This is a genomic window from Pseudooceanicola aquaeponti (genome assembly GCF_050897975.1).
In the GTDB taxonomy this organism is placed as follows: domain Bacteria; phylum Pseudomonadota; class Alphaproteobacteria; order Rhodobacterales; family Rhodobacteraceae; genus Pseudooceanicola.
This window is the reverse complement of sequence record NZ_JBPAXY010000006.1, coordinates 37696-61043: the sequence shown is the minus strand read 5'-3', so window position 1 is coordinate 61043 and position 23348 is coordinate 37696. Positions and strand designations below refer to the sequence as shown.

Sequence of the window (23348 nt, the reverse complement as noted above, 5' to 3'; positions counted from 1 at the left end):
CAGAGGCAGGAAAAAGGCCGGGCAGATGCCCGGCCTTTCCGTTTCTGACCGCTAGGCCTTAGATGAACTGACCGTTGTCCACCTGGATCACCTGGCCGGTGACGCAACGCCCCATCTCCGAGGCCAGATAAAGCGCCGCATAGGCCTGGTCGATCGGCTGGGTCGAGGGCACGGTGGTGTTGGTGTACTTGTCCGAGAATTCCAGCATCTCGCCGCCACCTTCCTGTTCGCCCGCCGCCCAGGCGCGCGCGGCGTCGGTGTCGGTCACCCCCGGCGCGATGGCATTGACGCGGATCCTGGTGCCCGACAGGCGAATGGCCATGTTCAGGGTCATGGTGTTCAGCCCGCCCTTGGTGGTGGTATAGGCCACGCCGCAGATCGGCAGGGTGCCGTTGACCGAGCTGACGTTGATGATCCGCCCCTCGTTGCGGGGCATCATGTGGTTGATCGCCTCGCGGGCAAAGCGGAAGGGCCCGGCCAGGTTGATCTGCATGATCTCGTCGAAGTGGTCATCGGTGGTCTTCTCGACCGCGAACATCTCGCCCACACCGGCGTTGTTGACCAGGATGTCGACCTGGCCGAAGGCCTCGATCGCCTCTTTGAACACACGGCCCGGGGCCTCGCGGTCGGCGCTGTCGGCGACCACCGCCAAGACCTTGCCGCCCGCTGCGCGGATGGTCTCGGCGGCCTCGTCCAGCGGGCCCTGACGGCGGGCGGTGATCACCACATTGGCGCCCTCTTCCGAGAACAGCTTGGCAATGGCATAGCCGATCCCCTTGCTCGCCCCAGTGATCACGGCGGTCTTTCCTTCAAGCATCATGTGCATGACGGTATCCTTTCTCTCTGCTGGAGCGGTCCTCGGGCCGAGACGGCACAAGGCGGCGCGCGTCCTTACCTGAACTGAGATAACGCCGCCCTGCCAAAGGATTAGCCTGCCCCCGCGCCTGAGAGTGATGAGCGCCCCTCATCAATCCCGCCCGCCGCCTTGCCCCCCTGCCGCGCCGCGCGGCAGGGTTGCGGCAATCGGCATTCGTTTTTTCGATTTCGGACCTTGCCGCGCCCCCGGCCCCGTCCGGCGCTTGCACCCCGCCGCCCGCTGCGGCCAGATGGCCGGACACCTCGCGCCCCCGCGCCCAGGACGGAGCCCCCTATGCCGGACACCCCCGCACGCCCGCCGCAACGGATGATCGTCGGCATCACTGGCGCCTCGGGCGTCGTGCTGGGCATCCGCCTGCTGGAAATGCTGCGCGCGCTGGACATCGAAAGCCACCTGGTCATGTCCCCCTCGGCCGAGGTGACCCTGGCCCATGAAAGCCGCCTGAAGGTCGCCCAGGTGCGCGATCTGGCCGACAAGGTGCATAAATCCAGCGACATTGGCGCCGCGATCTCCAGCGGGTCGTTCCGCACCATGGGGATGATCATCGCCCCCTGTTCGATCCGCACCCTTTCCGAGATCGCCACCGGCGTCACCTCCAGCCTGATGAGCCGGGCCGCCGATGTGGTGCTGAAGGAACGCCGCCGCCTGGTGCTGATGGTGCGCGAGACGCCGCTGCACACCGGGCACCTGCGGACCATGACCCAGGCCTCGGAAATGGGGGCGATCATTGCGCCGCCCGTTCCGGCCTTCTATGCCATGCCCAAGGATCTGGACGAGATGGTGGACCATTCGGTCAGCCGGGTTCTGGATCTTTTCGACATCGACACCGGGCGGATGCGCCGCTGGAAGAACGGATAGGACGGCCATGGAGCGCGCCCAATTCACCGCCACCTGCTGGGACCGGATGAAGGCGCTCTACCTCGCCGCGCCGGATCTGCAACGCACCTGTCTGGCGCTTCAGGACGATCATGACGTCGATGTGGTCATGGCGCTGTTCCTGCTGCTGGCCGACCGCGCGGGCCTGTCGCCCACCAAGGCCGGGCGTCAGGCGCTGACAGAGGCCGTGGAGCCGTGGCGCGCCCAGGTCGTGCGGCCCCTGCGCGCCGTGCGCCAATGGCAAAAGACCCAAGCCCAGACCGAAGACGAGGCCGCCCTGCGCGACCAGGTCAAGGCGCTGGAGCTGCACGCCGAGCGCCTGCAACTGGCCCGCCTCTGTGCCCTGTTCGAAACCCTGGACACCGTGGCCCCCGAGGGCGGCGCGGCGCGGGCCTATCTGGATGAAAAAGGGGCCAGCGAAACGCTGGCCCGAAGGTTCCTCGGGGCGTGAGAACCCCGAGGGGGAGAGGTTCGGTCAGTCCAGCCAGGCCTTGAGGTCGATGTCATCCTCGCCGGGCACGGTCTTGCGGGCGAACTCGGCCTCGCGGCCCCAGGGCATGGTGGCGTCGATGCAGAGCCGGCCCCAATGGTCCTTCTTCTCATCCCGGTAAAAGCCCGGAATGTCGTTCAGGATCATGGCGCGGGTATCGGCGCGGCCACGGGTCATATAGGCCCACATCACGTCATCCATGTTCTGGATGTCTACGTCCTCATCCACCACGATCACCACCTTGTTGTAATCCAGGTGCGAGGCCAGCGCGGCCAGGAAGACGTGCTGGGCGTGGCCCTCGTACATCTTCTTGATCTTGATGATCGAGATCATGACGTTGGGCCGGCAGGAGACGTCGATGACGCCCCGCACGGTGCCCGACACATGCTTGTAGACGCGCGCCGCCGTCACCGCCTCCAGCGGGCGCAGATCCTCGGGCGAGCCGCAGAGCAGCGAGTGGAAGACGGCATCGCGGCGATAGCTGACATGGGTCACCTCGAAGACGTGGTTGTCGCCCACCTCGACATAGTTCCCCATGAACTCGCCAAAGGGGCCCTCGGGGCGTTTGACGTTGGGCAGGAAACGGCCCTCGACCACGATGTCGACCGAGGCGGGCACCTCCAGGTCGATGGTCTTGCAGCGGCGCATGGCGATGGCCTCGCCGCGGATCTTGGCGGCCATGTTCAGCTCGGAGGCCTCATAGGGCAGCGAGGCGCAGGCGCCGAGAAAGATTTCGGGCGGGCCCGAGAGCAACAGCGCCGCTTCCAGCGCCTCGCCCTTTTCTTCGGCGATCTTCTGATAGCGGGTCAGGTCGTGCGGGCCGCCCAGACGCACCCGCAACTCGTCATCGCTGATGATCTGGCTGCGGTGAAACGACAGGTTGGGCACGCCGGTTTCGGGATCCTTGGCCAGGTAGATGGCCGAGGTGAAATAGGGGCCGCCGTCGCGGGCGTGATAGGTGATGGCGGGCAGATCCGAGAGCTTGCCCGAGACAAAGTCATCCGCGCCCTCGAAGGGCACCAGGCAATCCTCGGCCAGGGCCGCGCCCGCCTCTTCGGTCAGGTCGTTCCAGCGTTCGCAAAAGGTCTGTTCGGCGGCGGTGGCGATCATCCGGCGCAGGCGGTCGTGGCTGCCGAAGACATTGGTGATGACCGGCAGGTCGCTGCCCGCCACGTCGTGAAACAGCACTGCCTGTTCGCTGGCCTTCTGCGACGCGCGGGTGACGGCGGCCAGCTGGTGTTTCGGCTGGACGGGCTTGCTGACCTCGGCCAGTTCGCCATGGGCGCGCATGTCTTCGATGGTGGTCTTCATGAGGGTCAGCTTTCAGTCAGGATCTTGTCTTGAGGGGCCGCGTCGGGGCGGAAGGCGGGCGGCGCAGGGCGGGTCACGTCCGGCACCGGGATCGCGTCGATCATCCGGCGGGTGAAATCGCTTTGCGGATTGCGCCAGACCTCGCGGGCCGGGCCGGTCTCGACGATCTCACCCTTGAACATCATCGCCACGCGGTCGGCGAAGGTTTCCACCAGGGTCAGGTCATGGCTGATGAACAGGTAACTAACGCCCAGATCGCGTTGCAGCTCGTCCAGCAGGTTGATGATCTGCGCCTGCACCGAGACGTCCAGCGCCGAAACCGGCTCATCGCAGATCAGCAGATCGGGGCGCAGCATCAGGGCGCGGGCGATGCCGATCCGCTGGCGCTGGCCGCCCGAGAACTCATGCGGGAAGCGGCGCCCCCATTCGGACGGCAGGCCCACGCGCTCCATCATCTCGTGCACGGCCTTCAGGCGGTCTTCCTTCGGACCGACATGGTGCACATCCAGCGGCTCGCGCAGCAGCACCTCCACCCGCTTGCGCGGGTTCAGGGACGAGAACGGATCCTGGAAGACGCATTGCACCTGCGGGCGGAACTTGCGCAGTTGCATCCGGTCCAGTCCCGCCATCTCGTTCCCGTCCAGCTGGATCGAGCCCGAGGTGGCCTGTTGCAGCCCCAGGATGCAGCGCGCCAGGGTGGTCTTGCCGCAGCCCGACTCGCCCACCAGGGCCAGGGTCTCGCCCCGCTCCAGCTCGAAGGAGACGCCGCGCACCGGGTGGATCATCCCGGAAGAGACCTTGAAGCTGCAATGCAGGTCGGTGACGCGCAGAAGCGGGGTCATGCTCATTGCGGGGCCTCCGTCTTGTCCTGGGCCGCCCAGGCGGCGGGGTGGTAGCAGGCGACGCGATGGCCTGCCGGGCCGGTCTCGGGCGGGGGTGCGGCCTGGCAATCGGCCTGGGCGAAGGCGCAGCGCGGCGCGAAGCGGCAGCCGGGCATGGGATCGGTGATCGAGGGCACGGTGCCCGGGATCTCGTTCAAAAGCTTGCCGCCTTTGCGCTGCCGGTCGGGATGTGGCGTCGCGTCCAGCAGGCCGCGGGTATAGGGGTGCTGCGGGTTCAGGAACAGCTCGCGCGTCGGCGCCTCTTCGACCTTGCGGCCGCCGTACATCACCGCCACGCGGTCGGCGGTATGGGCCACCAGGCCCAGGTTGTGGGTCACCAGCACGATGGCCACCTGGGTGGTCTCTTGCAGCTCTTTCAGCAGGCGCATGATCTGGGCCTGCACGGTCACGTCCAGCGCGGTGGTGGGCTCATCGGCGATGATCACCTCGGGGTCGCAGGCCAGGGCCATGGCGATCACCACCCGCTGCAACTGGCCGCCCGACAGGCGGTGCGGATAGGATTTGGCGATGCGGGCCGGATCGGGCAGGCCCACCTGATCCAGCAGGCGCAGCACCCGGGCGCGGGTCTCGGCACGGCTGAGGCTCAGGTGTTCGCCGATCACCTCGGCCACCTGTTTTCCCACCGGAAAGACCGGGTTCAGCGCCGCCATGGGTTCCTGAAAGACCATGCCGATCCGCGCCGCGCGGATCTTGCGCATCCGGCGGTTGTCGGTGATCGGCAGCTCTGCAGCATCCAGGCGCAGCGATCCGGCGACCTTCTGAACCCCGTCGGGCAGCAGGCCCATGACGGCGAGAGAGGTCATCGACTTGCCGCAACCCGACTCGCCCACGATGGCCAGGGTCTCGCCCCGGTGGACGGCGAAGGTGACGCCGCGCAGGATGCGCGCCTCGGGGTGGCCCGCGACGGTAACTTCGAGGTTCTCGACCTCCAGCAACGGAGCCTCTGCGTTCAGATCCAGCATCATTTCACCTTCCGTTTGCGCAGGCGCGGGTTCATCAGGTCGGTCAACCCGTTGCCCACCAGGTTCAGCGCCAGGGCGGTGATCAGCAGGCAGAGGCCGGGAATGGTGATGATGTACCAGGCGTCGCGCATGTTGTTGCGGCCCGACCCGATCATCGAGCCCCAGGTGATGACGTTGGGATCACCGAAGCCCAGGAAGGACAGCGCGCTTTCCATCAGGATGGCGGTGGCCACCAGCACGGTGGACATCACCATGACGCCCGACAGGGCATTGGGCAGGATCTGGGTAAAGATGATCCGGCTGTCGGACATGCCCAGCACGATACAGCCCTGGATATAGGCCCGTTCACGGATCACCAGAAACTCGCCCCGCACCAGCCGCGCGATGGCGGGCCAGCTGACCACGGCCAGGGCAAAGACGATGACCTTGATGGTGGGGCCGAAGATGGCGACCACGACGATGGCCAGCATGAACTGCGGGATGGTCTGGAACAGCTCTGTCGCGCGCATCAGCAGGTTGTCGACCCAGCCGCCGTAATAGCCCGCATAGGCGCCCACCAGGATGCCGAAGACCAGCGCCACGGCGACCGAGGCAAAGCCCACCAGAAGCGAGATGCGCGCCCCGTAGAAGATGCCCGCAGCCATGTTGCGGCCCAGGGCGTCGGTGCCCATGGGCGCGCGCGCCAGATCGCCGGGCCATTGCAGCGGGCGACCGACGCTGACGTAGGGGCCTTCGGGGAAGAAGAGGCCTGCGGTCAGTGCCATGAAGAGCACGGCCAGCAGCAAGAGCGCGCCCAGCGACACGGGCCAGTTGCGGGCGGCGGAAGTGAGAAACGCACGCATCATTTAAGCTCCACCGTCGGGTTGATGACCACATAGAGCAGGTCGACCACCAGGTTGGTCAGCACCACGAAGGCCGAGGACAGCACCAGGATCGACAAGAGCAGGTTCAGGTCACGGGCGAACATGGCGTCGAACATCAGCCGCCCCACCCCGGGCCAGGAAAAGACCGTCTCGGTCAGCACCGCACCGCCCAGGAAGCCGCCAAGGTTGGTGCCCACCACGGTCAGCAGGGGCAGCACGGCGTTGCGCAGGGCGTGGCGATACATGATGCGGCTTTCCGAGATGCCTTTGGCGCGGGCCACCCGGACGAAGTCCAGCGACAGCACGTCCAGCATCCCCGCCCGCACCAGCCGGATATAGATCGCCAGGTAGAAAAACGCCTGGGTCAGCGCGGGCAGGATCATGTGATGCGCCACGTCGACCACATGGGCCCAGCCGGTGTTGAAGGCCAGCACATCCACCATGCCCGAGGTCGGCGTCCAGCCCAGCCAGACCGAGAAGACCAGGATCAGGATCAGCCCGATCCAATAGGGCGGCGTGGCGTAAAGCAGCAGCGCCACCAGCGAGATCGCCTGATCCGGCGCCCGGTTGGCATAGCGCGCCGCGGTCACGCCAAAGACGATGCCGCCGATCAGCGCCACCAAAAGGCTGGCCAACATCAGCATCAGCGTTGCGGGCAGCCGGTCGAAGATCAGGGTCACGTTGTCCTCGCCGTAGCGGAAGGAATAGCCCAGATCGAGGGTGACCAGGCGGCCCAGGAAATGGCCCAGCTGCACCAGCACCGGCTGGTCCAGGCCGAACTGGGCGCGCAGCTCGGCGATATATTCGGGCGTGGCGGTGCCCGCCTCGCCTGCCATCGCCTCGGCGGCATCGCCCGGCGCCATCTTCAGCAGGAAGAAGTTGATCACCGCGATCGCCAGGATCGCCAGCAGGCCATAGGCCAGCCGCTTGGCCAGGAAGATCCAGGGCCGGGAACGGGAGGAGGAAGTGCTCATCAGGTCGTCTGTTCTTTCTGGGCCGGTGCCGTCCCGCAGGGGGTGCCATCGCCCTTGGCCTCGCCGCTGGCGATCATGCGCAGCCAGTCGAGGCAATCGTAGACCGGCCGCCCCAGGTGCCGCGCCAGGGCGGCCTTGTAGGGGGGCAGGTTGGTGCATTCCAGCAAGATCGCGTCCAGCGCGGGATGGAGGGCCAGCAGGTCCTCGCCCGCCGCCAGCACGTCGCTGGTGGCGCGGGCCGGGTCCAGGGGCAGATCGGCGCGGTTGGCGCGCAGAACCTGGGGCAGATAGGCATCGGCCCGCAGCCCGCCCACCGGGGTGTCCTCTGGCGCCCCCGCCGCGCGCAGATGCGCGGGCGTGACCGATCCGGCCTCCATTCCCAGCACGCCGACCGCGCCATGGCGCTGGCGCAGCAGGGGCAGCGCCAGCAGGGCCGAGGCGGTGAAAGGCACCGCGCAGCCCTGCGACAGCGCCGACTGATGGAACACCAGCAACCCGCAGGAGGTGGTCAAAAGCCGGGCCCCACGCGCCACCAGCCGGTCGCGCGCGGGCAGAAAGGCCCGGGCCAGAGCGGGGTCGGTGACGTCGCCGTCGATCACCCGCTCCAGCGTCGCCAGGGCCACGGTTTCATAAAGGACATGGCCGCCGAAACTGGCCGGGTTGCCGATGTCGCCCACGGGCCGGGCAAAGGCCGTGTCCAGCATCATCACCCCGACCTTCGGCAGGTCCATGTCCCCGCTCAGGCTCATTGGAACGCGAGGGTCCCGTAAGAGGCCCGCGCCCCTTCCGGCCCGGTCACCGCATCGACCACATCCGCCGCCGAGACGGTGGTATAGGTCGGGCGGGCCAAGGGCAGAATCGGCAGATCCTCCATCGCCAGGGCCTGGAAGTCCGCGAACAGCGCCTTGCGGGCCTCTACGTCGGGTTCCACGGCGGCGGCCTCAAGGATGCGGTCCATCTCGGCGCTGGCATAGCCCGAGGCGTTGACGAAGGGCGTGCCCTGGGCAATCGCCTGGCTCCAGTAGAACCGTTGCAGGCCGATGGTCGGGTCGGCGGTGACCGAGGCGGGGAACATCGACAGGTCGAAGTCGTAGTTGCCGTAGACCGAGCGGATGAAGGTCGGCACATCCGCCGAAACCAGGGTCAGATCCACACCGATGGCGGCGAACTGCTGTTTCAGCAACTGACCGGCGCGGTCGTAGGTATCGCCAATGGCCGGAGAGATCAGCCGGATGCCAAAGCGCATCCCGCCGTCACCCTCGGGGAAACCGGCCTCGTCCAGCAGGGCCTTGGCGGCGGCGACATCATGGGCATAGGCGGGCACCTCGGCACTGTAGAGGTGCGGCAGCGACTGCGGGATCGGCCCGGTCAGCATCTCGGCCAGACCGTAGTAGACCACCTCTTCCATCTGCGCCTGGTTGATCGCGTGCATCAGGGCCTTGCGCACGGCGGGCACCGCCAGGATCTCGTTGCGCAGGTTCACCTCCAGCACGTCGAGAGAGTTGTTCAGCTCGGTCCCCTGGGTCGAGACGTTGAAGCGCGGATCCTCGATGAAGCGGGCCACCTCGTTGACCGGAATCGGGCCGTCGCCGCCCAGGTGCAGTTCGCCCGCCTCGAAGGCCGCGACACGGGCCGAGGGGTCGGAGATGATGCGCACCACCAGGCGGTCCAGCATCGGCTGGCCCTCGGCCCAGTAGTCGGGGTTGGCTTCCAGGATGATATGGCTGCCGCGCTCCCACGAGACGAATTTGAACGGGCCGGTGCCGATAGGCGCGTTGTTGGCCGGGTTGTTCAGGACGTCGGTGCCTTCATAGACGTGTTTCGGCACGATGGGGCTTTCCCAGCCCGACAGGGCATACATCAGCGCGGGCGCGGGTTCCGACAGGTTCAGCACAGCGGTGTAGTCGTCCGGCGTGTCGACCGAGGTGACCTTGGCGAAGACGCCCTTGCCGCGCGGGTGGTGCTGTTTCAGGATTTCCATGATCGAGTAGGCGACATCGGCCGAGGTGAAATCCTCGCCATCGTGCCATTTCACCCCCTGGCGCAGGGTGAAGGTGATGGTCAGCCCGTCCTCGGACATCTCCCAGGCCTCGGCCAGCACCCCGTGGGCGTTCAGGTCGAAATCGTAATGCAACAGGCCCTCGGTCATCTTGCCCGAGATCACGGCCACCGGCGAGGCGGTGTTGAAGGCCGAGAGCATGGCGTTCGGTTCGGGGTTGATGGTCATGGCCATGGTGCCGCCTGCGGCCTGGGCGGCGCCGGGGCCGAAGCCCGGCATCAGGCCGGTGGCGGCCAGACCGGCGGCGCCGAGCATCAGGAAGTTGCGGCGGCTCAGCGCGGCGAGGCTGGCGGGATCGGCAGCAAGGCCGGGGCGGTTTTCGTGGGTCATGGGTCGCTTCCTGTTGGTGGGGTCGCGCGTTTTGCCGCGACGGGGAGAGGGCGCTGCCTGTTTGTCCCGACAGCTTGGCCCAAGTATCGGAAGCGCTGACCGCAGAGGCCATAGGGCCGCTTAAGGATAGCGGGTCAATTTTTTCTGAAATCGGAATTTTGCCGGTCGGAGGGGGCGCCGGGCCCTGTCCTGGTGGTTGAAACTCGGCCCGTGCGGGTGTCTGACAAAGGCTCAACAACAGGGCAGGTAGCGGAGATGACAGAGCAAATCAATGGGGCAGATGCGCTGGCCCGGATGATCGCGGGCTGGGGGCAGTCGCCGGTCTGTCACGTGCCGGGCGAAGGGGTGCTGGAGGTGCTGGATGCGCTGACCCAAACCGCCCGCCCGCTGCTGTCCTTCCGCCATGAGGCGGGGGCGGCGGTGGCCGCGCAAGCCGCCGGTCAGGTCACCGGCCAGCCGGGGATCTGCGTCGTGGGCCGGGCGCCGGGCGCCCTGAACACCGCGCTGGCGCTGCATACAGCGCGCACCGATGGCGCGCCGATGATCCTGATCATAGGCCAGCCCTCGCGCCGCATCGCCGGGCGCGAACCCTTCCTGGCCAATGACTTTGCCCAGGCCTTCGCCCCCATGGCCAAGTGGATTGGCGAGGTGACCGAGGCCGCCCGCCTGGCCGAGCTTTTCACCACCGCCTGGGCCCGCGCCCTGGACGGGCTGGCAGGCCCGGTGGTGCTGGTGGTCAGCGAAGAGGTCTGGGCCGAGACCCTGCCCGCCAGCACCCCGCCCGCCCAACCGCCCCGGCCCGCGCGCCACGGCATCGCCGCCGCCGATCTGGCGGCGCTGTGGGACCGGCTGGCCCAGGCGCAACGCCCGCTGATCCTGGCAGGCGGCACCGGCTGGAGCGCTGAAAGCACCGCTGCCCTGGCCGATTTCGCGGGTCGCCACGGCCTGCCCGTGGCGACCGCCTATCGCCGCCGCGACCTGATGCCCGCCAGCCATCCCTGCTTCGTGGGCGAGATCGGCATCGGCGCCGATCCGGCCCTGACCAGCCGTGTGGCCGAGGCCGATCTGGTGCTGGCCCTGGGGATCCACCTGGGCGAGATCAACACCTTCGGCGCCCGCGCCTTTGAGGGCTACAGCCTGCTGGACGCGCCGCAGCCCGCGCAACCGCTGATCCATGTGCACCCCGATCCGGCAGAGCTGAACGCGGTCTACCGCGCCGATCTGGCGCTGTGCGCCCATCCGGCCGAGCTGCTGGCGGCCCTGCCCCAGGACGCCACGCCCCTGTCGCCCGATCCCGCCTGGACGCCCGCCTTGCGCGCCGCGCGCCAGGTCTTCACCGCCGGCCAGCCGCAACGCCCCGGCCCGGTGAACCTGCAACAGGTCTTCCAGACCCTGCGCGCCGCCCTGCCCGCCGATGCCATGCTGACCGTGGGCGCGGGCGCCTATGCCCACTGGCCGCAACGCTATTTCGCCCATGAGCAGTTCGGCACCCAGCTTGGCCCGAAAAGCGGCGCCATGGGCTATGGCCTGCCCGCCGCCCTGGGGGTGCAGGCCAGCTGCCCCGGCCGCCGCGTGGTGGCCGTGGCGGGCGACGGCTGTTTCATGATGCAGGGTGAGGAACTGGCCACCGCCGCCCGGGCGGGCCTGCCGGTGCTGGTGATCGTGATCAACAACAGCCTTTACGGCGCCATCCACGCCACCCAGGGCCGCCAGTTCGGCCGCACCACGGGGACCGAGCTGGCCCCCATCCACTTTGCCGATCTGGCCCGCGCCCAGGGCGTCATGGGCCAGAGGGTCGAACGGACCCAGGCCTTCGCCCCCGCGCTGACCGCCGCCCTGGCCGAGATGGACGCGGGCCGCCCGGCCCTGATCGAGATCGTCACCCCCAAGGAGCCCCTGAAACCATGAGCGAACATCACGATGTCATCGTCGTCGGCAGCGGCATTGCCGGGCTGGTCGCCGCCTATCGCCTGACCCGCGCGGGCCGTTCGGTGCGGATCCTTGAGGCCGGGGATCAGATCGGCGGCCGGGTGGGCGAACGCGACACCCGGGGTATCCGCTACAACACCGGGGCGCGGCTGCTTTACCCGTTCTCGCGCCCCTTCAACGCGCTTCTGGACGATCTGGGGCTGACCGGCGACCTGATCCCGGTGCATCACCTTTCGGCCCAGTGCATCGGGCCGGACGGCGACTGGCTGGTCGAGCTGATGCCGGGGCCGAAAAGCCTGATGACCCCGGGGCTGAGCCTGGGCGAACGGCTGCGCTTTGTGCCCTACGGGCTGTCGATGCTGGCCGCCCGGGCGCGCACCGACCCCGACGATGCCGCCAGCGCGCCCGCCGCCGATGCGGAACCGCTGGACGCCTACACCCGCCGCCGCATGGGCCCCAATGTCCTGGCCCGCATGGTCGAGCCGATCTTCCGCGGCACCCGGGCCTGGAACGCCGAAGAGATCTCGGCCGCCTTCTTTGCCAGCACCACGCCGCATCTGATCGGCAAAAGCCATGTGAACGTGCTGAAAGGCGGCATGAACCAGCTGCCCGCCACCCTGGCCCAGGGCAGCCAGGTCACCTGCAATGCCAGGGTGCTGGCGGTCGAGGATCCCTCCAGCGGCCCCTGCCGCGTCACCGCGCGGATCGGAGAGGACGAGACGGTGCTGAGCGCCGATCACGTCCTCGTCGCGGTCGAGGGCGACCGGGCCGCGCCGCTGCTGGCCGATCTGCCCCCCGAGGATCGCGCCTTTCTGGACAGCGTGCGCTACAACTCGCTGGGGGTGGTGCATTACCGGCTGTCGGGGGATGTGCCCGCGCGGATGAACTTTTTCGCCCGCGACGGCGCCGGGCCGATCGCCACCTACCAGCAGCTGCCCGCCAATGCGGCCAAGGGCCAGGCGGCGCAGATTTATGCGCAGCTGTCACCCGAAGCGGCGCGCCACGCCGCCGAGACCGGGCAAACCGGCGATCTGCATCCGATCATCGAGGATCAGCTGCGCCAGCTTTTCCCCGGCTTCGACGCGCAATATGCCGACCGCCACACCCAGTGGATCCAGCGCAAGCTGCCCACCTTCTCGACCGGCTACGCGATGCAGGCCAAGGCCTTCCGCGACCGGCAGGACGCCAGCGCGCGGCGCGTCACCTTCGCGGGCGACTACCTGCAACAATCGCTGGTCACCGGCGCGGCGGCCAGCGGCGAACGGGCGGCGCGGCGCATCCTGGGGGCGTGACCCCCGGGGGGGCCGCCCCCCTGTCCCGCAAAGGCAAAAGGCCCGGGCGGTTGCGCCCGGGCCTTTTGCGTTCAGGACGGCGGGCTCACTCCGCTTCGCCGTCCCCTTCGATCTGCAACTGGCGCGCGGTCTTGGGCAGCACGCCGAAATGCGCCTTGAAGGCGGCGGTGAAACTGGCCTGGCGCTCATAGCCCACTTCGCGGGCCACCTCGGCCACGCTGAGGTCGCGCTGGCGCAGCAGCTGCATGGCGTGGTCCATGCGATAGGCCTTGCGGAAATCGAAGATCGTCTTGCCGTAAAGAAACTTGAACCCGCGCTTCAGCTTGGTCGCATTGGTGCCCAACTCGCGCGCCAAAACCGGCACGGTGTAATGGGTGCTGAAATCGGTCGCCAGCTTGTCGCGCGCCTGTTCGAACATCTCCAGCTCGCGCTGCGAGAAGGTCAGGGCGCTGCGGAATTCGACCTCTTTTTCCAGCTCTTCGACCGTCAGACACAGCAGTTCCTGCAATTTGGCCGCGGCCCGGGTGGCGTCGCGTTGCCCGGCGAAGGGGTTGCCGCGCAGATGTTGCAGGGCGCGGACGAAATCCACGTTCAGGGTCTTCTCGACGATGGAAATCTCGCCCGGGCCGGGCGAGAGCAGCTGTTCGGCCACCTCCGAGGTGAACTCGTAATCCCGTTGCAGCAGCGCCGGATCAACGTAAAGGCCGATCATGCGGAAGGGCCCTTGCGGGCATTGCACCTTGTACTTCACATCGCCCGCGTTGCGGCAGGCAATCAGCGTCGCCTCGCCCACGGCGCGTTCGCCCTCGGCATCGGACAGGCGCGAGGGCAGCGACAGGTTCACCGGGCCTTCCAGCAGGAAATGGAACTCGACAAAGCCCTCGTCCTGCACCGCCTCGACCCGGGCCTCGGCATAGTCGACATCGGTGATGACGCAGAAGATCCGCTCGTCCAGCGACAGGAACTGCCAGCTGCCGCTGCCCTCACGCGGGGGCAGATCGACGCGCAGGGCGAAGAAGCCGCGCAGGGGGTCGATGAAATGCGGATAGCGGTCACAACCGGCGCGCAGGGTCGCGAAGACCTTGCGCAGGGTCTGTTCCGGGCCGCCGAAGGCCTCTCGCCATAGCCCTTTCACCTGCCCGTCATCCTGTCGGTCCTCATGTGGCAAACGGCCACCTCACTCTTTCAAACACACGATTCCCGTGAGCCTATCGAAAAAGCGGTGGCGGCGGGAGTATGCGGCCCCGCGTCAGGCCCGCCCTCCGGCAAGGGGGGCCCGGACGCGGGGACAACGTCCGGGCCGATGCTGCTGCCGTCCCGGCCTGCGGGATCAGGCGGGTTTGGCGGCCGAGACCTCGATCTCGACCTTGGCGCCCGGGGTCGGGATCTGGCAGATCAGCATGGTGTTGGTGGGGCGGATCTCGGCAAAGACCCGGCCCAGCACCACCGCCACATCCCGCAGGTAGGCCCCGTCGGTGATGTAGACGCGCAGTTGCTTGACGTCCGCCAGGCTGCTGCCCGCCTGTTCCAGCGTGGCGGAAACCGAGGCGATGGCGTTTTCCAGCTGCTCGGCTACGCCTTCGGGCAGGGCACCGTCAGCCCCCTGGCCCAGGGTGCCCGAGACGTGGATGTGACGGCCGTCGATCACGGCCTTGGCGAAACCTGCGAAATCCTCGGCGGGGGCGCCGGTGAAGATGCGGTCTTTCATGTCGGTCATTGCTGTCTCTCCTCAGCTGGCGCGGCGCACGACGATGGCTTTCTTGCGCATGAAGCGGAAGAAACCGCCCGCGCCATAGCGGGTGCCGCCCAGGCCCGAGATGCCAAAGGCCGTCTTCTCGGCCTTGTCGCCGACCCCGCCCATGGTGTCGAAATCGTTGATCCAGAGGCCACCGGCATTGATCTTCTCGCCCACGGCAATGGCCTCGTCCTCGGCGCCAATGACGGTGGCCGAGAGGCCGAAATCGGTGTCATTGGCCAGGCGGATGGCCTCTTCATTGGTTTCGAAGCGACCGATGGGAATGATCGGGCCGAAGGTCTCGTCCTGCATGATCTTCATGTCCTGGGTCACGTCGACCAGCACGGTCGGCTCGCACCACAGGCCGCCGTCACGCTCGATCACATGGCCGCCGGTCAGGATCTTGGCGCCCTTCTCGACCGCGTCGGCGATCTGGTCGCGCAGGATCTGCGCCTGTTTCTCGAAGATGACCGGGCCCAGTTCGCCCGATTGAAGGCCTTCGGTGTTCATCGTCATCGCCTTGACGCGGGCCGTGATCGCCTCGGCCAGGGGCGCGAAGCCCTGCGGCCCGGCATAGACCCGTTCGATGGAACAGCAGAGCTGACCGCTGTTTTCCATCGCCCCGCGCACCACGATCTCGGCGGCGACATCGGCGTCGGCACTGTCCAGCACCACCGCCGGATCATTGCCGCCCAGTTCCAGGAAGGCGGTCTTGAACTGCGACGCGGCGCGTTCCTGCACCTTGCGGCCCGTGGGCACCGAGCCGGTGAAGACCACGGTATCGGTCAGATCGACGATGGTCGCCCCGGTCTGGCCGTCACCCGGGAACACCTCCAGCACGTCGCGCAGCACCTCGACCTCGGCGATGGCGGCGCGGAAGGGCTCGATAAAGCGGGGGGTCACCTCGGAGGGTTTGATCGCCACGGCAGAGCCCGCCAGCAACGCGGTGATCGCGTCGATCATGCACAGGATCAGCGGATAGTTCCAAGGCGAGATGATGCCGACCAGCTGGTAGGGCACATACTGCTGGCGGAAGGACAGATCGGGCGAACCGCCCGTGGCCGCCTCCAGCGCCTCGGCGGCGGTGGCCACGCGCATCTGGGTAATCCCCTTCAGCCCCTCGATCTCGGCCACCGACATCTCGTAGCGGCCGGTGTCGGCGCAAAGCGCCTCGAGGATGGCGTCGTAATGGCGATCGACCGCTTCGCACAGCTGCAACATGGCGGTCTTGCGCCCCTCCAGCCCGATCTCCAGCCACTTGGCCTGGGCATCGCGCAGGGCGGCGCAGGTCTCTTCCATCTCGGCCAGATCGGGGATCTCGATCCGATAGTCCTTCTGACCGCTGCGCGGGTTCCTGATCTCCAGTTGTCGGCTCATGGGGCCCTCTCTGTCTGCTGGTCGCAGGCCGGTCGCACGCTGCTTTGGCCATCGCGTTTGCGGCAGAGTGTCCGCATCCGCGCCGGGGCAAAAGACGGGCGCGCGCGAAGGACCTGAAATCGACAAAGAAAGGCCCTGATGCGAAAATCACCGCGTTCCGCGCGGGTTAGACCGGCGCCGGGCGGACCCGAGAGCGCAGTTTGGCGGGCAGATCAGGTGCCGGATCAGGCGACCGGCAGCAGCAACAGACGCAGGCTTTCGCGCAGGCGGGCCTCCAGCGCGGCGGGGTCCTCGCCAGTCAGCATGTAGCCGCAGCTCAGCGTCAGCGAATAGGTCGAGATGGCGCGCAGCCGGGCTTCGGCGGCGGAAAAGCCGGTGGCGGCGAACTGGCGGGTGAAGAAGTCGAGGCGCTCGCCGTCCACCTGCTCCAGGGCCCGGTGCACACTGGGATCGCCCTGGCCCCATTGCCGCATCGCCACTTCGCAGCCCACGTCATAGCCGCCCAGGGTGACGAAACGGACCACGTACCAGATCCGATCCTCGGGCCGCGTGCTGTCGGCCTCGGCCCGGGCGATCAGCGCCGAGGTCTCGCGCTGGCGCCAATAGTCGAAGAGGCCCTGCAACAGGTCCTCGCGCCCGGTGAAATGCCAGTAGAAGCTGCCCTTGCTGGCGCCCATGGCATCGCAAAGCCGGGCAATGCGGATCCCCCCCGGGCCGACCTTGCCCAGCAGGGCCATGCCGGTTTCCAGCCAGTCCTCGCGCGACAGGCGATCCTCTTTCAGGCGGCCCGTGCCGCGCCCGGCGGCGCCCTCTGCGGTTGTCGGCTGTTGCTCTGCGCTGCTCATGGCCCTGCCCCTTCCGCCCGGTCCGGCGATCCGGGCGCACTGTCGCTGAAACCTGCGGCAGTCACAATCCCGCCCCCGGCCCGCGGCGGCCTTCGCGCCCCCGATCGCGCGATTGGTGATTGACCGGCGGGCATCGCTCCGCAAGTCTAGACCATATGGTATGGAGATTCGCGAGTCTCTCCCCTCCCCACCATCGCAACCCCAAGGAGTTTTCCCCGTGACCACCGATCAGCCCTCTTTGATGATGACCAGCCCGATCCCCGCCCCCGCCGCCTGGAAGGCCGCGGATTTCGCCCGGGATGACAGCTGGATCCATCCCCTTTCCGAGGCCGACATCGCCGCCATCGACGCCGCCCTGGCGGGGTTGGAGGCCAAGGGGCTGATCATGCCCGACTTCACCGCCGCCGATTTCCCCCTGGGCCCGCTGGAGGCCGAGCTGGCCGCCTGTTCGGACGAACTGGAGAACGGGCGCGGCTTCTGTGTGCTGCGTGGCCTGCCGGTCGAGCGCTATACCGAGGCCGAGATCGACACGCTGTACTATGGTATCGGCCTGCACATGGGGCAGCCCGTGGGCCAGAACCCGCGTGGCGACCTGATCGGCACGGTCATGCATGTGGGTGACGCGACCAAGAAGGAAACCCGCGTCTACGAGACCAACCTTTACCTGCCCTACCATTCCGACCCCTCGGACGTGGTCGGCCTGCTGTCCATCCGCAAGGCCAAGACCGGCGGCCTGTCCAGCCTGATCAGCGTCGCCGCGATCTATAACGAGATCCTGGCCAACCACCGCGAATACCTGGGCCTCTACTACCGCCCCTGGTATTTCGCCCACCTCTGCGAGGACACCCCAAGCCTGTCGCCGATCTTCAGCGTCAACGAAGGCAAGCTGAGCTGCCGCTACCTGCGCCAGTACACCGAACTGGGCCACGAGATCATGGGCCAGCCCCTGTCGAAGGTGGAAATCGAGGCGCTGGATCTGTTCGACGCGATGATCAGCCGTGATGATCTGCGGCTGGACATGATGCTGGAGCCGGGCGACCTGCAATTTGCCAACAACTACATGGTCCTGCATTCGCGCAACGCCTTCGAGGATCACGCAGAACCCGAGCAGCGCCGCAAGCTGCTGCGCCTATGGCTGAAGATGCCGAACGCCCGCCGCCTGGCCTCGGAATTCCCCGGGCGCAACGGCTTCCCCCTGCCCGGCAAGATCGCCGAACCCGCCTGACGCTCCTGGCCCGCCCCACGCTTTGGGCGGGCCGCCCCTCGCCCCCCGCGGGCGCGCAGTTGCCCCGCCACGGGTCCGCGGGCTAGGCTGCCCCCAGGTTCATTGCCCCGGGGGCCCCACATGCGCTTGCCATTTCTGCTGCCTCTGAAGACGCTCCGCCTGGGCGCTCTCTTCTTGCTGGCCCTGGCGCCGATGGCCCGGGCAGAGTCCCTGGTTCTGAAGAACTACACGGGCCGCGAGCTGCTCGAACGGATGCAATGCGGCAGCGATTTCCGCAAGGATTTCTGCACCCTTTTGTCCGTCTTCGACGGGACGGATGATTTTCAGTTCTGGGTCGACCGCTGCCATGGCGATCTGAGCGTCGAGGCCCTTTACGAGCAGCCCGATTTTGCCTGCCACCGCGACGGGGTCGCGTCCCATGTCGCCTACCATACCGAACCGATGAGCCTTCTGACCCATCTGACGATCCGCTTTCCCGGGGCCAACACGCTGACCAAGGAGGCGTTTCGCCATTACCTGGAACAGGGCCGCCCCGAGGCCTTCACGGCGCTCTTGAACCGCCCCGGCGCTGGCGGCCGCACCCACCTGGACATCCTGGCCGAACGCGAAGCGAACCGCCGCTACATGGGCACAGAGGCTCCGGGGATGGAAAACCGCCGCGACTACGCCTGCATCCTCGGCGGCCGCTACGCCAAACAGCCGCAACCTGCCAGCTGCCAGCGCCGCGACGCGCTTTTCTCCGACGACTTCATCCAACGCGCCCAATCCCGCGCCAAGCCCTAGGCGGGCGGGGGTGTGCAGAGAGGGGCTGGTTTTGGAAGTGGTGCCCCCTCAACGCCTTGCGTCCGGCGCGACCAGTTGCGAAAAGTCATTCGAGAACTCGGTCAGCAAGGTCATCCCAGCTACCTGAAAATGCCTGCTGGGAGTCGCTCGTGAAGAGCGTGAACTGTTGACTTGAGCACTGACGATACAAAGCGAAGCCTGCTCGGAACCTACATGAGGGACCGGCATGTCCTCCGGATAAAGCTTGCCGGCCGTTTCGGCAGCCACGACCTGGCCGACGAAGCCATGCAGGAGACCTGGCTGAGGCTTGACCGCTCGCGCGTCCCACGCGGCGAGATCGTCAATCCACATGCCTATGTGCTGACCATCGCCGGCAATATCGCCACCGACCTGTTGCGACGAGAGCGCCGCCGTAGCGACGGCCATCTGCGGGACGACGGGCAACTGGAAAAGCTGATCGACAGCACCCCGATCGCCGAAGAGGCGCTGATCGCCCGAGACGAATTGCGGATGCTGGTCCGTGCACTTCTGGACCTCTCTCCCAAGGCGCGAATGGTGCTGCTGATGAACAGGTGCCTGAACAAGACCCACAGGCAGATCGCGACAGAGCTGGGCATATCCGAAAGCATGGTCGCCAAGTACATGGGGCAAGCCCTGCGGCACTGCCGGGACTACCGCAGGGGGCAGGAATGACAGGGCGGGACGAAGATCCGGCGCGGCTTGCGGATGAGGCGCTGGACCGGCTGATCCATCTGCATTCCGGCAACGCCACGGACGAGGACAGGCGCGAATGGCGCCTCTGGCAGGCGCAAGGCGCAGCCCACGCCGAGGCTGCGCGAGAGGCCGAGGACCTGTGGACTGGCCTGGGGGTCGCAGGCGGCGCCTGGGCCCGAGGACGCCGCAGCGGGCGGCTGACCCGCCGCGCGTTGCTTCTTGGCGGGGCAACGGCGCTTGGCGGGGCCGCCCTGCACGAGCTGGGCGCGATTGGTCCGCATCTTCTGGCCGATCATCGCACCGGGATCGCCGAACGGCGGGACATCCGTCTTGATGATGGCACCCGGGTCACCCTGGATGCCCGCAGCGCCCTTTCGGACCGGACCCTCGACAATCCGCGCCAGGCCGAACTGCTGCGCGGTCGGATCCTGATCGAGGGCGGCAGCCTGCCCGGGGCACTGACCCTGCACGCCGGGCGGGTCAAGGTGCACACGACGGGCACCAGCCTCGACATTGATCGGCAGGAGGCCGGGGTGACAGTCACCACCTTGGACGGTGGGGCCGATGTCTCCATCGACGGGATCCGCCACCGGATGCCAGAGCAAAGCAGACTGCGGATCGGCTCCGACGGTCTTCAGGGGGGCATCCTGCCCGTCGATGTCGCGGCCGAAACGGCCTGGCGGCGCGGCAAGCTGATCTTCGACGGCCGCGAGTTGTCGGATCTCGTGACCGAGATCGAGCGCTATCGCGGCGGTCGCATCCTGATTGCGGACGAGGCTCTAGCCCGGCTTCAGGTGACCGGCATCTTCGACCTCTCCGACCCGGACGGGATGCTCGACAGCATGGCGCTGTCGCTGCCCCTGCGGATCAGCAAGGTTCCGATGCTGGCGATCATTCGCTCCGCCTGAAAATTTTTTCGTCCGGCAGGTGCAAGGTCAGGCGGGCCGAGACGTCTTTCAGGTGAAAGCCATGTCCAGGGGGCACAGCCAGCGACCCAGACAGATCGGACAAAGACCAATGACAGAAGACTCTAGCTGGCGCAGCGAGGCCCGGGTGGCCACCCTCTGGCGCCCCAGCCTACGGATGCTGATGCTGTGCACCTCGGCTGTGATCGCCTGCGTTACCTTGTCGGGGCCGACACAGGCCCAGACCGCGGCGGCCACCAATCAGCAAGTCGAGCTGAACATTCCCGCCCAACCCCTCGGCGCGGCGCTGACGCGCCTTGCGGATCAGACCGGGGTGCGGCTGATCATTGCCTCCAGCGCAGTCAGCGGCAAACGCAGCATGGCGCTTGAGGGCAGCTATTCCGCCGAAAGCGCCTTTGCCTCGGTATTGCTCGGCAGCGGGCTCAGCCATCGCTTTACCGACCCCAATACCGTGACGATCTCTGATCACACAGCCTCTGATCAGAGCGACGCACTTTCCGAAGGGGCGATCCTGCTGGACCCTATCCGCGTTCGCGGCGCCAGCGACGGAGAGATGGGGATCTATGAAATGCCTGGTGGCGCCGCCTACATCGGCAGCGAGGAACTGGAGCACTACCGCGGCGCCGGCCCGGCGGACATGTTCCGCGGCGAACCCGGTGTCCTGTCGGGAGAGGCCCGCAACGGTGCCGGTTCCATAGATCCCAACATCCGTGGCCTTCAGGGCATGGGGCGGGTCGCGGCCACCGTGGACGGGGCCGAAAACTCCTTACTGGTCTACCAGGGCTACCAGGGGGTTTCGAACCGCAGCTACGTGGACCCCGATTTCATCTCGGAGATCGAGATCAACAAGGGCGCCGACGTTGCCTCCTTCGCCAATGGCGGCCAGATCGCCATGCGCACCGTGCGGGCCGAGGATATCATCAAGCCGGGCCGGAACGTCGGCTTCCGCCTGAAGTACGAACTCAGCGGCAACACGTCATCCCCGGTGGCCGGCAATCGCTCCGGCTACGACTTCACCAACCGTGGCGGGCAGGTCGGCACCGCAACGCCAAGTCCGACCGGCATGGACCGGCCGGGCACCTTCGAGGCGACGGATTCCGCCTGGTCCCTCCTGGGCGCCTACAAGGACGAAGACGTCGATTTTCTGCTGGGCTTCTCGCACCGTGATCGCGGGAATTACCACGCAGGGGAAAACGGCTCTGGCGCCGCCACGCCGCTTTGGACCGGGCCGCGCGAGGATTGCTACAGCAACGGGTACTGCCTGCCGCGCCCCTTCCTCGACTATGTGGTGAATGACGGCATTGCCAACTACCGCGCCGGAGAGGAAGTGCTGAACTCGCAATCCGAAAGCCGCAGCTTCCTGGCGAAGGGCGGCTGGAACTTCGGCGAAGGGCAGCGGCTGGAACTTGGCTACAACCGCTTCCGCGGGCGCAATGGCGACGTCATGGCCAGTCGGCAATACGGCCCGCAGACCAGCGCCACCCAGCGCGAGCGGATGACCGAAACCGATCTCGATACCGTGACGCTGCGCTACAAGTGGCAGCCGGCAGAGACCGGCCTGATTGACCTTGATGCGTCGATCTACTGGACCCAGCTGGAACAGCGCAACGCCCCGCGCGGCATGGGGCACGACCCCGAGGACTTCGGTCTGCCCGCAGACTTTCTGCCCGGCAGCGAGACGCAGATGTTGGGGGCCTCACTCAGCAACACCTCACAGCTGGATACCGGCGCGGGCCCGCTGGAACTGACCTACGGCCTGAGGTGGAAGAGCGAGGACACGAAACCGACGCCCGGCACGAAAGAGGTCGAACACTGGCTCGACCTGCGGGACGCGCGGCGCGAGGAAGTCGTGGTCTTCACCAAGGCGGAATGGGAGGCCAACCACTGGCTGACCGTCAACGCGGCCCTGCGCTATCAGCACTACTGGTCCGAAGACCGCAACACCGATCCGGTCCAGCCCCGCCCGGGGTACAACTACGGCGTCTCGCGTGATGCCGGTGGCTGGGGCGGCTCGCTGGGGCTTACCGCGCAGCTTGCACGGGACTGGCAGATCTTCGCGTCCTATTCCGACACGCTGCGCCTGCCCAGCATCTACGAATCCGCCTCGGCCTTCTCCTTCAGCATGAACCCCGACGTGGAACCGGAACGGTCGCGCAACTGGGAACTGGGCGCCAACTTCAGCCGCGACGGCCTTCTGGCACCGCAGGACCAGGCCGGCTTCAAGCTGAGCTATTTCAACTGGACCGTCGACGACTATCTCGGTCGGGTCGTGACCGTCGACCCGACGGGCCCGGTGCCCTTCTGGATCGAGATCGACAACATCCACGAGGCCCAGTTCGCGGGGATCGAGCTGGCGGCCAGCTATCGCCGCGGCGGGTTCAAGGCGGATGTCTCGGCCAACTACTACTCCAAGGTCGCCTTCTGCCGCACCGCGTCCACCTGCGAGTCGAAGTCGCTCTACGGCGACTATGCGACCAACCAGGTGCCGCCGGAGTACAGCATCAGCCTGTCGGCCAGTCAGAGCCTGATGGATGACCGCCTGACCCTGGGCGGCCGCGTGACCCACGTGGGCCCCCGGGCGATCGGGCATGGCGATGTGACCGCCAGCGGCGCGTCGAACTTCATCTCGCTGGTGGACTGGGACCCCTACACCCTGGTTGATGTCTTCGCCGAATACGAGGTCAACGACACGGTGACCGCCCGTCTGCGCGTCGATAACCTGACCGACCAGTTCTACATCGACCCCCTCGGCCTGACCACGCAGCCGGGACCGGGCCGGACGCTCTATGCCGGTGTGACGGCAGATTTCTGAGCGCCGAAGGTTCAGGCCACTTCGGGGACCAGCGGCATCCGCCGCTGGCCCCACCCTTCCCTTGGG

General features: G+C 67.3%; 21 protein-coding genes. 9 read left to right on the top strand and 12 right to left on the bottom strand.

Going from position 1 to position 23348, the window contains the following annotated elements; translation table 11 throughout:
* Nucleotides 1–58: 58 nt before the first annotated feature.
* Entirely contained in the window at nt 59–826 is a 768-nt protein-coding gene (locus ACRARE_RS15250; protein ID WP_432657314.1) for an SDR family NAD(P)-dependent oxidoreductase, read from the bottom strand.
* A 324-nt stretch (nt 827–1150) separates the two neighbouring features.
* Here ACRARE_RS15250 and ACRARE_RS15245 point away from each other — a divergent pair, with 324 nt between their 5' ends.
* Nucleotides 1151–1735, top strand: coding sequence for a UbiX family flavin prenyltransferase (locus tag ACRARE_RS15245; protein WP_432657313.1), 585 nt, complete (start codon nt 1151–1153; stop codon nt 1733–1735).
* 7 nt (nt 1736–1742) lie between these two features.
* Nucleotides 1743–2204, top strand: a complete 462-nt coding sequence (locus ACRARE_RS15240; protein ID WP_432657312.1) for a TIGR02444 family protein — start codon at nt 1743–1745, stop codon at nt 2202–2204.
* A 24-nt stretch (nt 2205–2228) separates the two neighbouring features.
* Here the strand turns inward: ACRARE_RS15240 and ACRARE_RS15235 are convergent, their stop codons facing one another.
* From ACRARE_RS15235 to ACRARE_RS15205, 7 genes are read right to left on the bottom strand one after another with little or no spacing between them, the layout of a single operon-like run.
* Complete coding sequence (locus ACRARE_RS15235; protein ID WP_432657311.1) at nt 2229–3554, bottom strand: UbiD family decarboxylase; 1326 nt, start codon at nt 3552–3554, stop codon at nt 2229–2231.
* Between the two features lie 5 nt (nt 3555–3559).
* Entirely contained in the window at nt 3560–4402 is an 843-nt protein-coding gene (locus ACRARE_RS15230; protein WP_432657310.1) for an ATP-binding cassette domain-containing protein, read from the bottom strand.
* The gene (locus ACRARE_RS15225; RefSeq protein WP_432657309.1) at nt 4399–5418 is read right to left on the bottom strand and encodes an ABC transporter ATP-binding protein; all 1020 of its coding nucleotides are present in this window, start codon (nt 5416–5418) and stop codon (nt 4399–4401) included. The genes ACRARE_RS15230 and ACRARE_RS15225 overlap by 4 nt, the downstream gene beginning before the upstream one ends.
* The gene (locus ACRARE_RS15220) at nt 5418–6263 is read right to left on the bottom strand and encodes an ABC transporter permease (protein ID WP_432657308.1); all 846 of its coding nucleotides are present in this window, start codon (nt 6261–6263) and stop codon (nt 5418–5420) included. The genes ACRARE_RS15225 and ACRARE_RS15220 overlap by 1 nt, the downstream gene beginning before the upstream one ends.
* Nucleotides 6260–7255: an ABC transporter permease gene (locus tag ACRARE_RS15215; protein WP_432657307.1), complete on the bottom strand. Its 996-nt coding sequence runs from the start codon at nt 7253–7255 to the stop codon at nt 6260–6262. The genes ACRARE_RS15220 and ACRARE_RS15215 overlap by 4 nt, the downstream gene beginning before the upstream one ends.
* Nucleotides 7255–8004 (bottom strand): aspartate/glutamate racemase family protein, encoded by a 750-nt coding sequence (locus ACRARE_RS15210; protein ID WP_432657306.1) that lies wholly within the window; start codon nt 8002–8004, stop codon nt 7255–7257. Before ACRARE_RS15210 ends, ACRARE_RS15215 begins: the two co-directional genes overlap by 1 nt.
* On the bottom strand, nt 8001–9644 hold the full coding sequence (locus tag ACRARE_RS15205) for an ABC transporter substrate-binding protein (protein ID WP_432657305.1): 1644 nt from the start codon (nt 9642–9644) through the stop codon (nt 8001–8003). The genes ACRARE_RS15210 and ACRARE_RS15205 overlap by 4 nt, the downstream gene beginning before the upstream one ends.
* 255 nt (nt 9645–9899) lie before the next feature.
* Between ACRARE_RS15205 and ACRARE_RS15200 the strand changes: the two genes are divergently transcribed.
* Both ACRARE_RS15200 and ACRARE_RS15195 read left to right on the top strand, forming a co-directional pair.
* Nucleotides 9900–11552 carry a thiamine pyrophosphate-dependent enzyme gene (locus ACRARE_RS15200; protein WP_432657304.1) on the top strand — a complete coding sequence of 551 codons (1653 nt, stop codon included), beginning with the start codon at nt 9900–9902 and terminating at the stop codon, nt 11550–11552.
* Complete coding sequence (locus tag ACRARE_RS15195) at nt 11549–12865, top strand: protoporphyrinogen/coproporphyrinogen oxidase (RefSeq protein WP_432657303.1); 1317 nt, start codon at nt 11549–11551, stop codon at nt 12863–12865. Before ACRARE_RS15200 ends, ACRARE_RS15195 begins: the two co-directional genes overlap by 4 nt.
* Before the next feature lie 85 nt (nt 12866–12950).
* Here ACRARE_RS15195 and ACRARE_RS15190 read toward each other — a convergent pair whose 3' ends face one another.
* The 4 genes from ACRARE_RS15190 to ACRARE_RS15175 form a co-directional block, all read right to left on the bottom strand.
* Nucleotides 12951–14000, bottom strand: a complete 1050-nt coding sequence (locus ACRARE_RS15190) for a helix-turn-helix transcriptional regulator (RefSeq protein WP_432657302.1) — start codon at nt 13998–14000, stop codon at nt 12951–12953.
* 195 nt (nt 14001–14195) lie between these two features.
* Nucleotides 14196–14582, bottom strand: coding sequence for a Rid family hydrolase (locus ACRARE_RS15185; protein ID WP_432657301.1), 387 nt, complete (start codon nt 14580–14582; stop codon nt 14196–14198).
* A gap of 12 nt (nt 14583–14594) precedes the next feature.
* Nucleotides 14595–15977 carry an aldehyde dehydrogenase family protein gene (locus ACRARE_RS15180; protein WP_432657300.1) on the bottom strand — a complete coding sequence of 461 codons (1383 nt, stop codon included), beginning with the start codon at nt 15975–15977 and terminating at the stop codon, nt 14595–14597.
* Between the two features lie 224 nt (nt 15978–16201).
* Nucleotides 16202–16822, bottom strand: coding sequence for a TetR/AcrR family transcriptional regulator (locus tag ACRARE_RS15175; protein WP_432657299.1), 621 nt, complete (start codon nt 16820–16822; stop codon nt 16202–16204).
* A 217-nt stretch (nt 16823–17039) separates the two neighbouring features.
* Here ACRARE_RS15175 and ACRARE_RS15170 point away from each other — a divergent pair, with 217 nt between their 5' ends.
* From ACRARE_RS15170 to ACRARE_RS15150, 5 genes are all read left to right on the top strand, one after another.
* The gene (locus ACRARE_RS15170; RefSeq protein ID WP_432657298.1) at nt 17040–18047 is read left to right on the top strand and encodes a TauD/TfdA family dioxygenase; all 1008 of its coding nucleotides are present in this window, start codon (nt 17040–17042) and stop codon (nt 18045–18047) included.
* A gap of 120 nt (nt 18048–18167) precedes the next feature.
* Nucleotides 18168–18830 (top strand): hypothetical protein, encoded by a 663-nt coding sequence (locus ACRARE_RS15165; protein ID WP_432657297.1) that lies wholly within the window; start codon nt 18168–18170, stop codon nt 18828–18830.
* A 171-nt stretch (nt 18831–19001) separates the two neighbouring features.
* Nucleotides 19002–19523, top strand: a complete 522-nt coding sequence (locus tag ACRARE_RS15160; RefSeq protein WP_432657296.1) for an RNA polymerase sigma factor — start codon at nt 19002–19004, stop codon at nt 19521–19523.
* Nucleotides 19520–20452, top strand: a complete 933-nt coding sequence (locus ACRARE_RS15155; RefSeq protein ID WP_432657295.1) for a FecR family protein — start codon at nt 19520–19522, stop codon at nt 20450–20452. The genes ACRARE_RS15160 and ACRARE_RS15155 overlap by 4 nt, the downstream gene beginning before the upstream one ends.
* A gap of 109 nt (nt 20453–20561) precedes the next feature.
* Nucleotides 20562–23282, top strand: coding sequence for a TonB-dependent receptor (locus tag ACRARE_RS15150; protein ID WP_432657294.1), 2721 nt, complete (start codon nt 20562–20564; stop codon nt 23280–23282).
* The last annotated feature ends 66 nt before the right edge of the window (nt 23283–23348 follow it).

Bases quoted from the DNA above. Each gene is read 5' to 3' on its own strand.
- ACRARE_RS15250 (WP_432657314.1), bottom strand. From the start codon at position 826: ATGCACATGATGCTTGAAGGAAAGACCGCCGTGATCACTGGGGCGAGC.
- ACRARE_RS15245 (WP_432657313.1), top strand. From the start codon at position 1,151: ATGCCGGACACCCCCGCACGCCCGCCGCAACGGATGATCGTCGGCATC.
- ACRARE_RS15240 (WP_432657312.1), top strand. From the start codon at position 1,743: ATGGAGCGCGCCCAATTCACCGCCACCTGCTGGGACCGGATGAAGGCG.
- ACRARE_RS15235 (WP_432657311.1), bottom strand. From the start codon at position 3,554: ATGAAGACCACCATCGAAGACATGCGCGCCCATGGCGAACTGGCCGAG.
- ACRARE_RS15230 (WP_432657310.1), bottom strand. From the start codon at position 4,402: ATGAGCATGACCCCGCTTCTGCGCGTCACCGACCTGCATTGCAGCTTC.
- ACRARE_RS15225 (WP_432657309.1), bottom strand. From the start codon at position 5,418: ATGCTGGATCTGAACGCAGAGGCTCCGTTGCTGGAGGTCGAGAACCTC.
- ACRARE_RS15220 (WP_432657308.1), bottom strand. From the start codon at position 6,263: ATGATGCGTGCGTTTCTCACTTCCGCCGCCCGCAACTGGCCCGTGTCG.
- ACRARE_RS15215 (WP_432657307.1), bottom strand. From the start codon at position 7,255: ATGAGCACTTCCTCCTCCCGTTCCCGGCCCTGGATCTTCCTGGCCAAG.
- ACRARE_RS15210 (WP_432657306.1), bottom strand. From the start codon at position 8,004: ATGAGCCTGAGCGGGGACATGGACCTGCCGAAGGTCGGGGTGATGATG.
- ACRARE_RS15205 (WP_432657305.1), bottom strand. From the start codon at position 9,644: ATGACCCACGAAAACCGCCCCGGCCTTGCTGCCGATCCCGCCAGCCTC.
- ACRARE_RS15200 (WP_432657304.1), top strand. From the start codon at position 9,900: ATGACAGAGCAAATCAATGGGGCAGATGCGCTGGCCCGGATGATCGCG.
- ACRARE_RS15195 (WP_432657303.1), top strand. From the start codon at position 11,549: ATGAGCGAACATCACGATGTCATCGTCGTCGGCAGCGGCATTGCCGGG.
- ACRARE_RS15185 (WP_432657301.1), bottom strand. From the start codon at position 14,582: ATGACCGACATGAAAGACCGCATCTTCACCGGCGCCCCCGCCGAGGAT.
- ACRARE_RS15180 (WP_432657300.1), bottom strand. From the start codon at position 15,977: ATGAGCCGACAACTGGAGATCAGGAACCCGCGCAGCGGTCAGAAGGAC.
- ACRARE_RS15175 (WP_432657299.1), bottom strand. From the start codon at position 16,822: ATGAGCAGCGCAGAGCAACAGCCGACAACCGCAGAGGGCGCCGCCGGG.
- ACRARE_RS15165 (WP_432657297.1), top strand. From the start codon at position 18,168: ATGCGCTTGCCATTTCTGCTGCCTCTGAAGACGCTCCGCCTGGGCGCT.
- ACRARE_RS15155 (WP_432657295.1), top strand. From the start codon at position 19,520: ATGACAGGGCGGGACGAAGATCCGGCGCGGCTTGCGGATGAGGCGCTG.
- ACRARE_RS15150 (WP_432657294.1), top strand. From the start codon at position 20,562: ATGACAGAAGACTCTAGCTGGCGCAGCGAGGCCCGGGTGGCCACCCTC.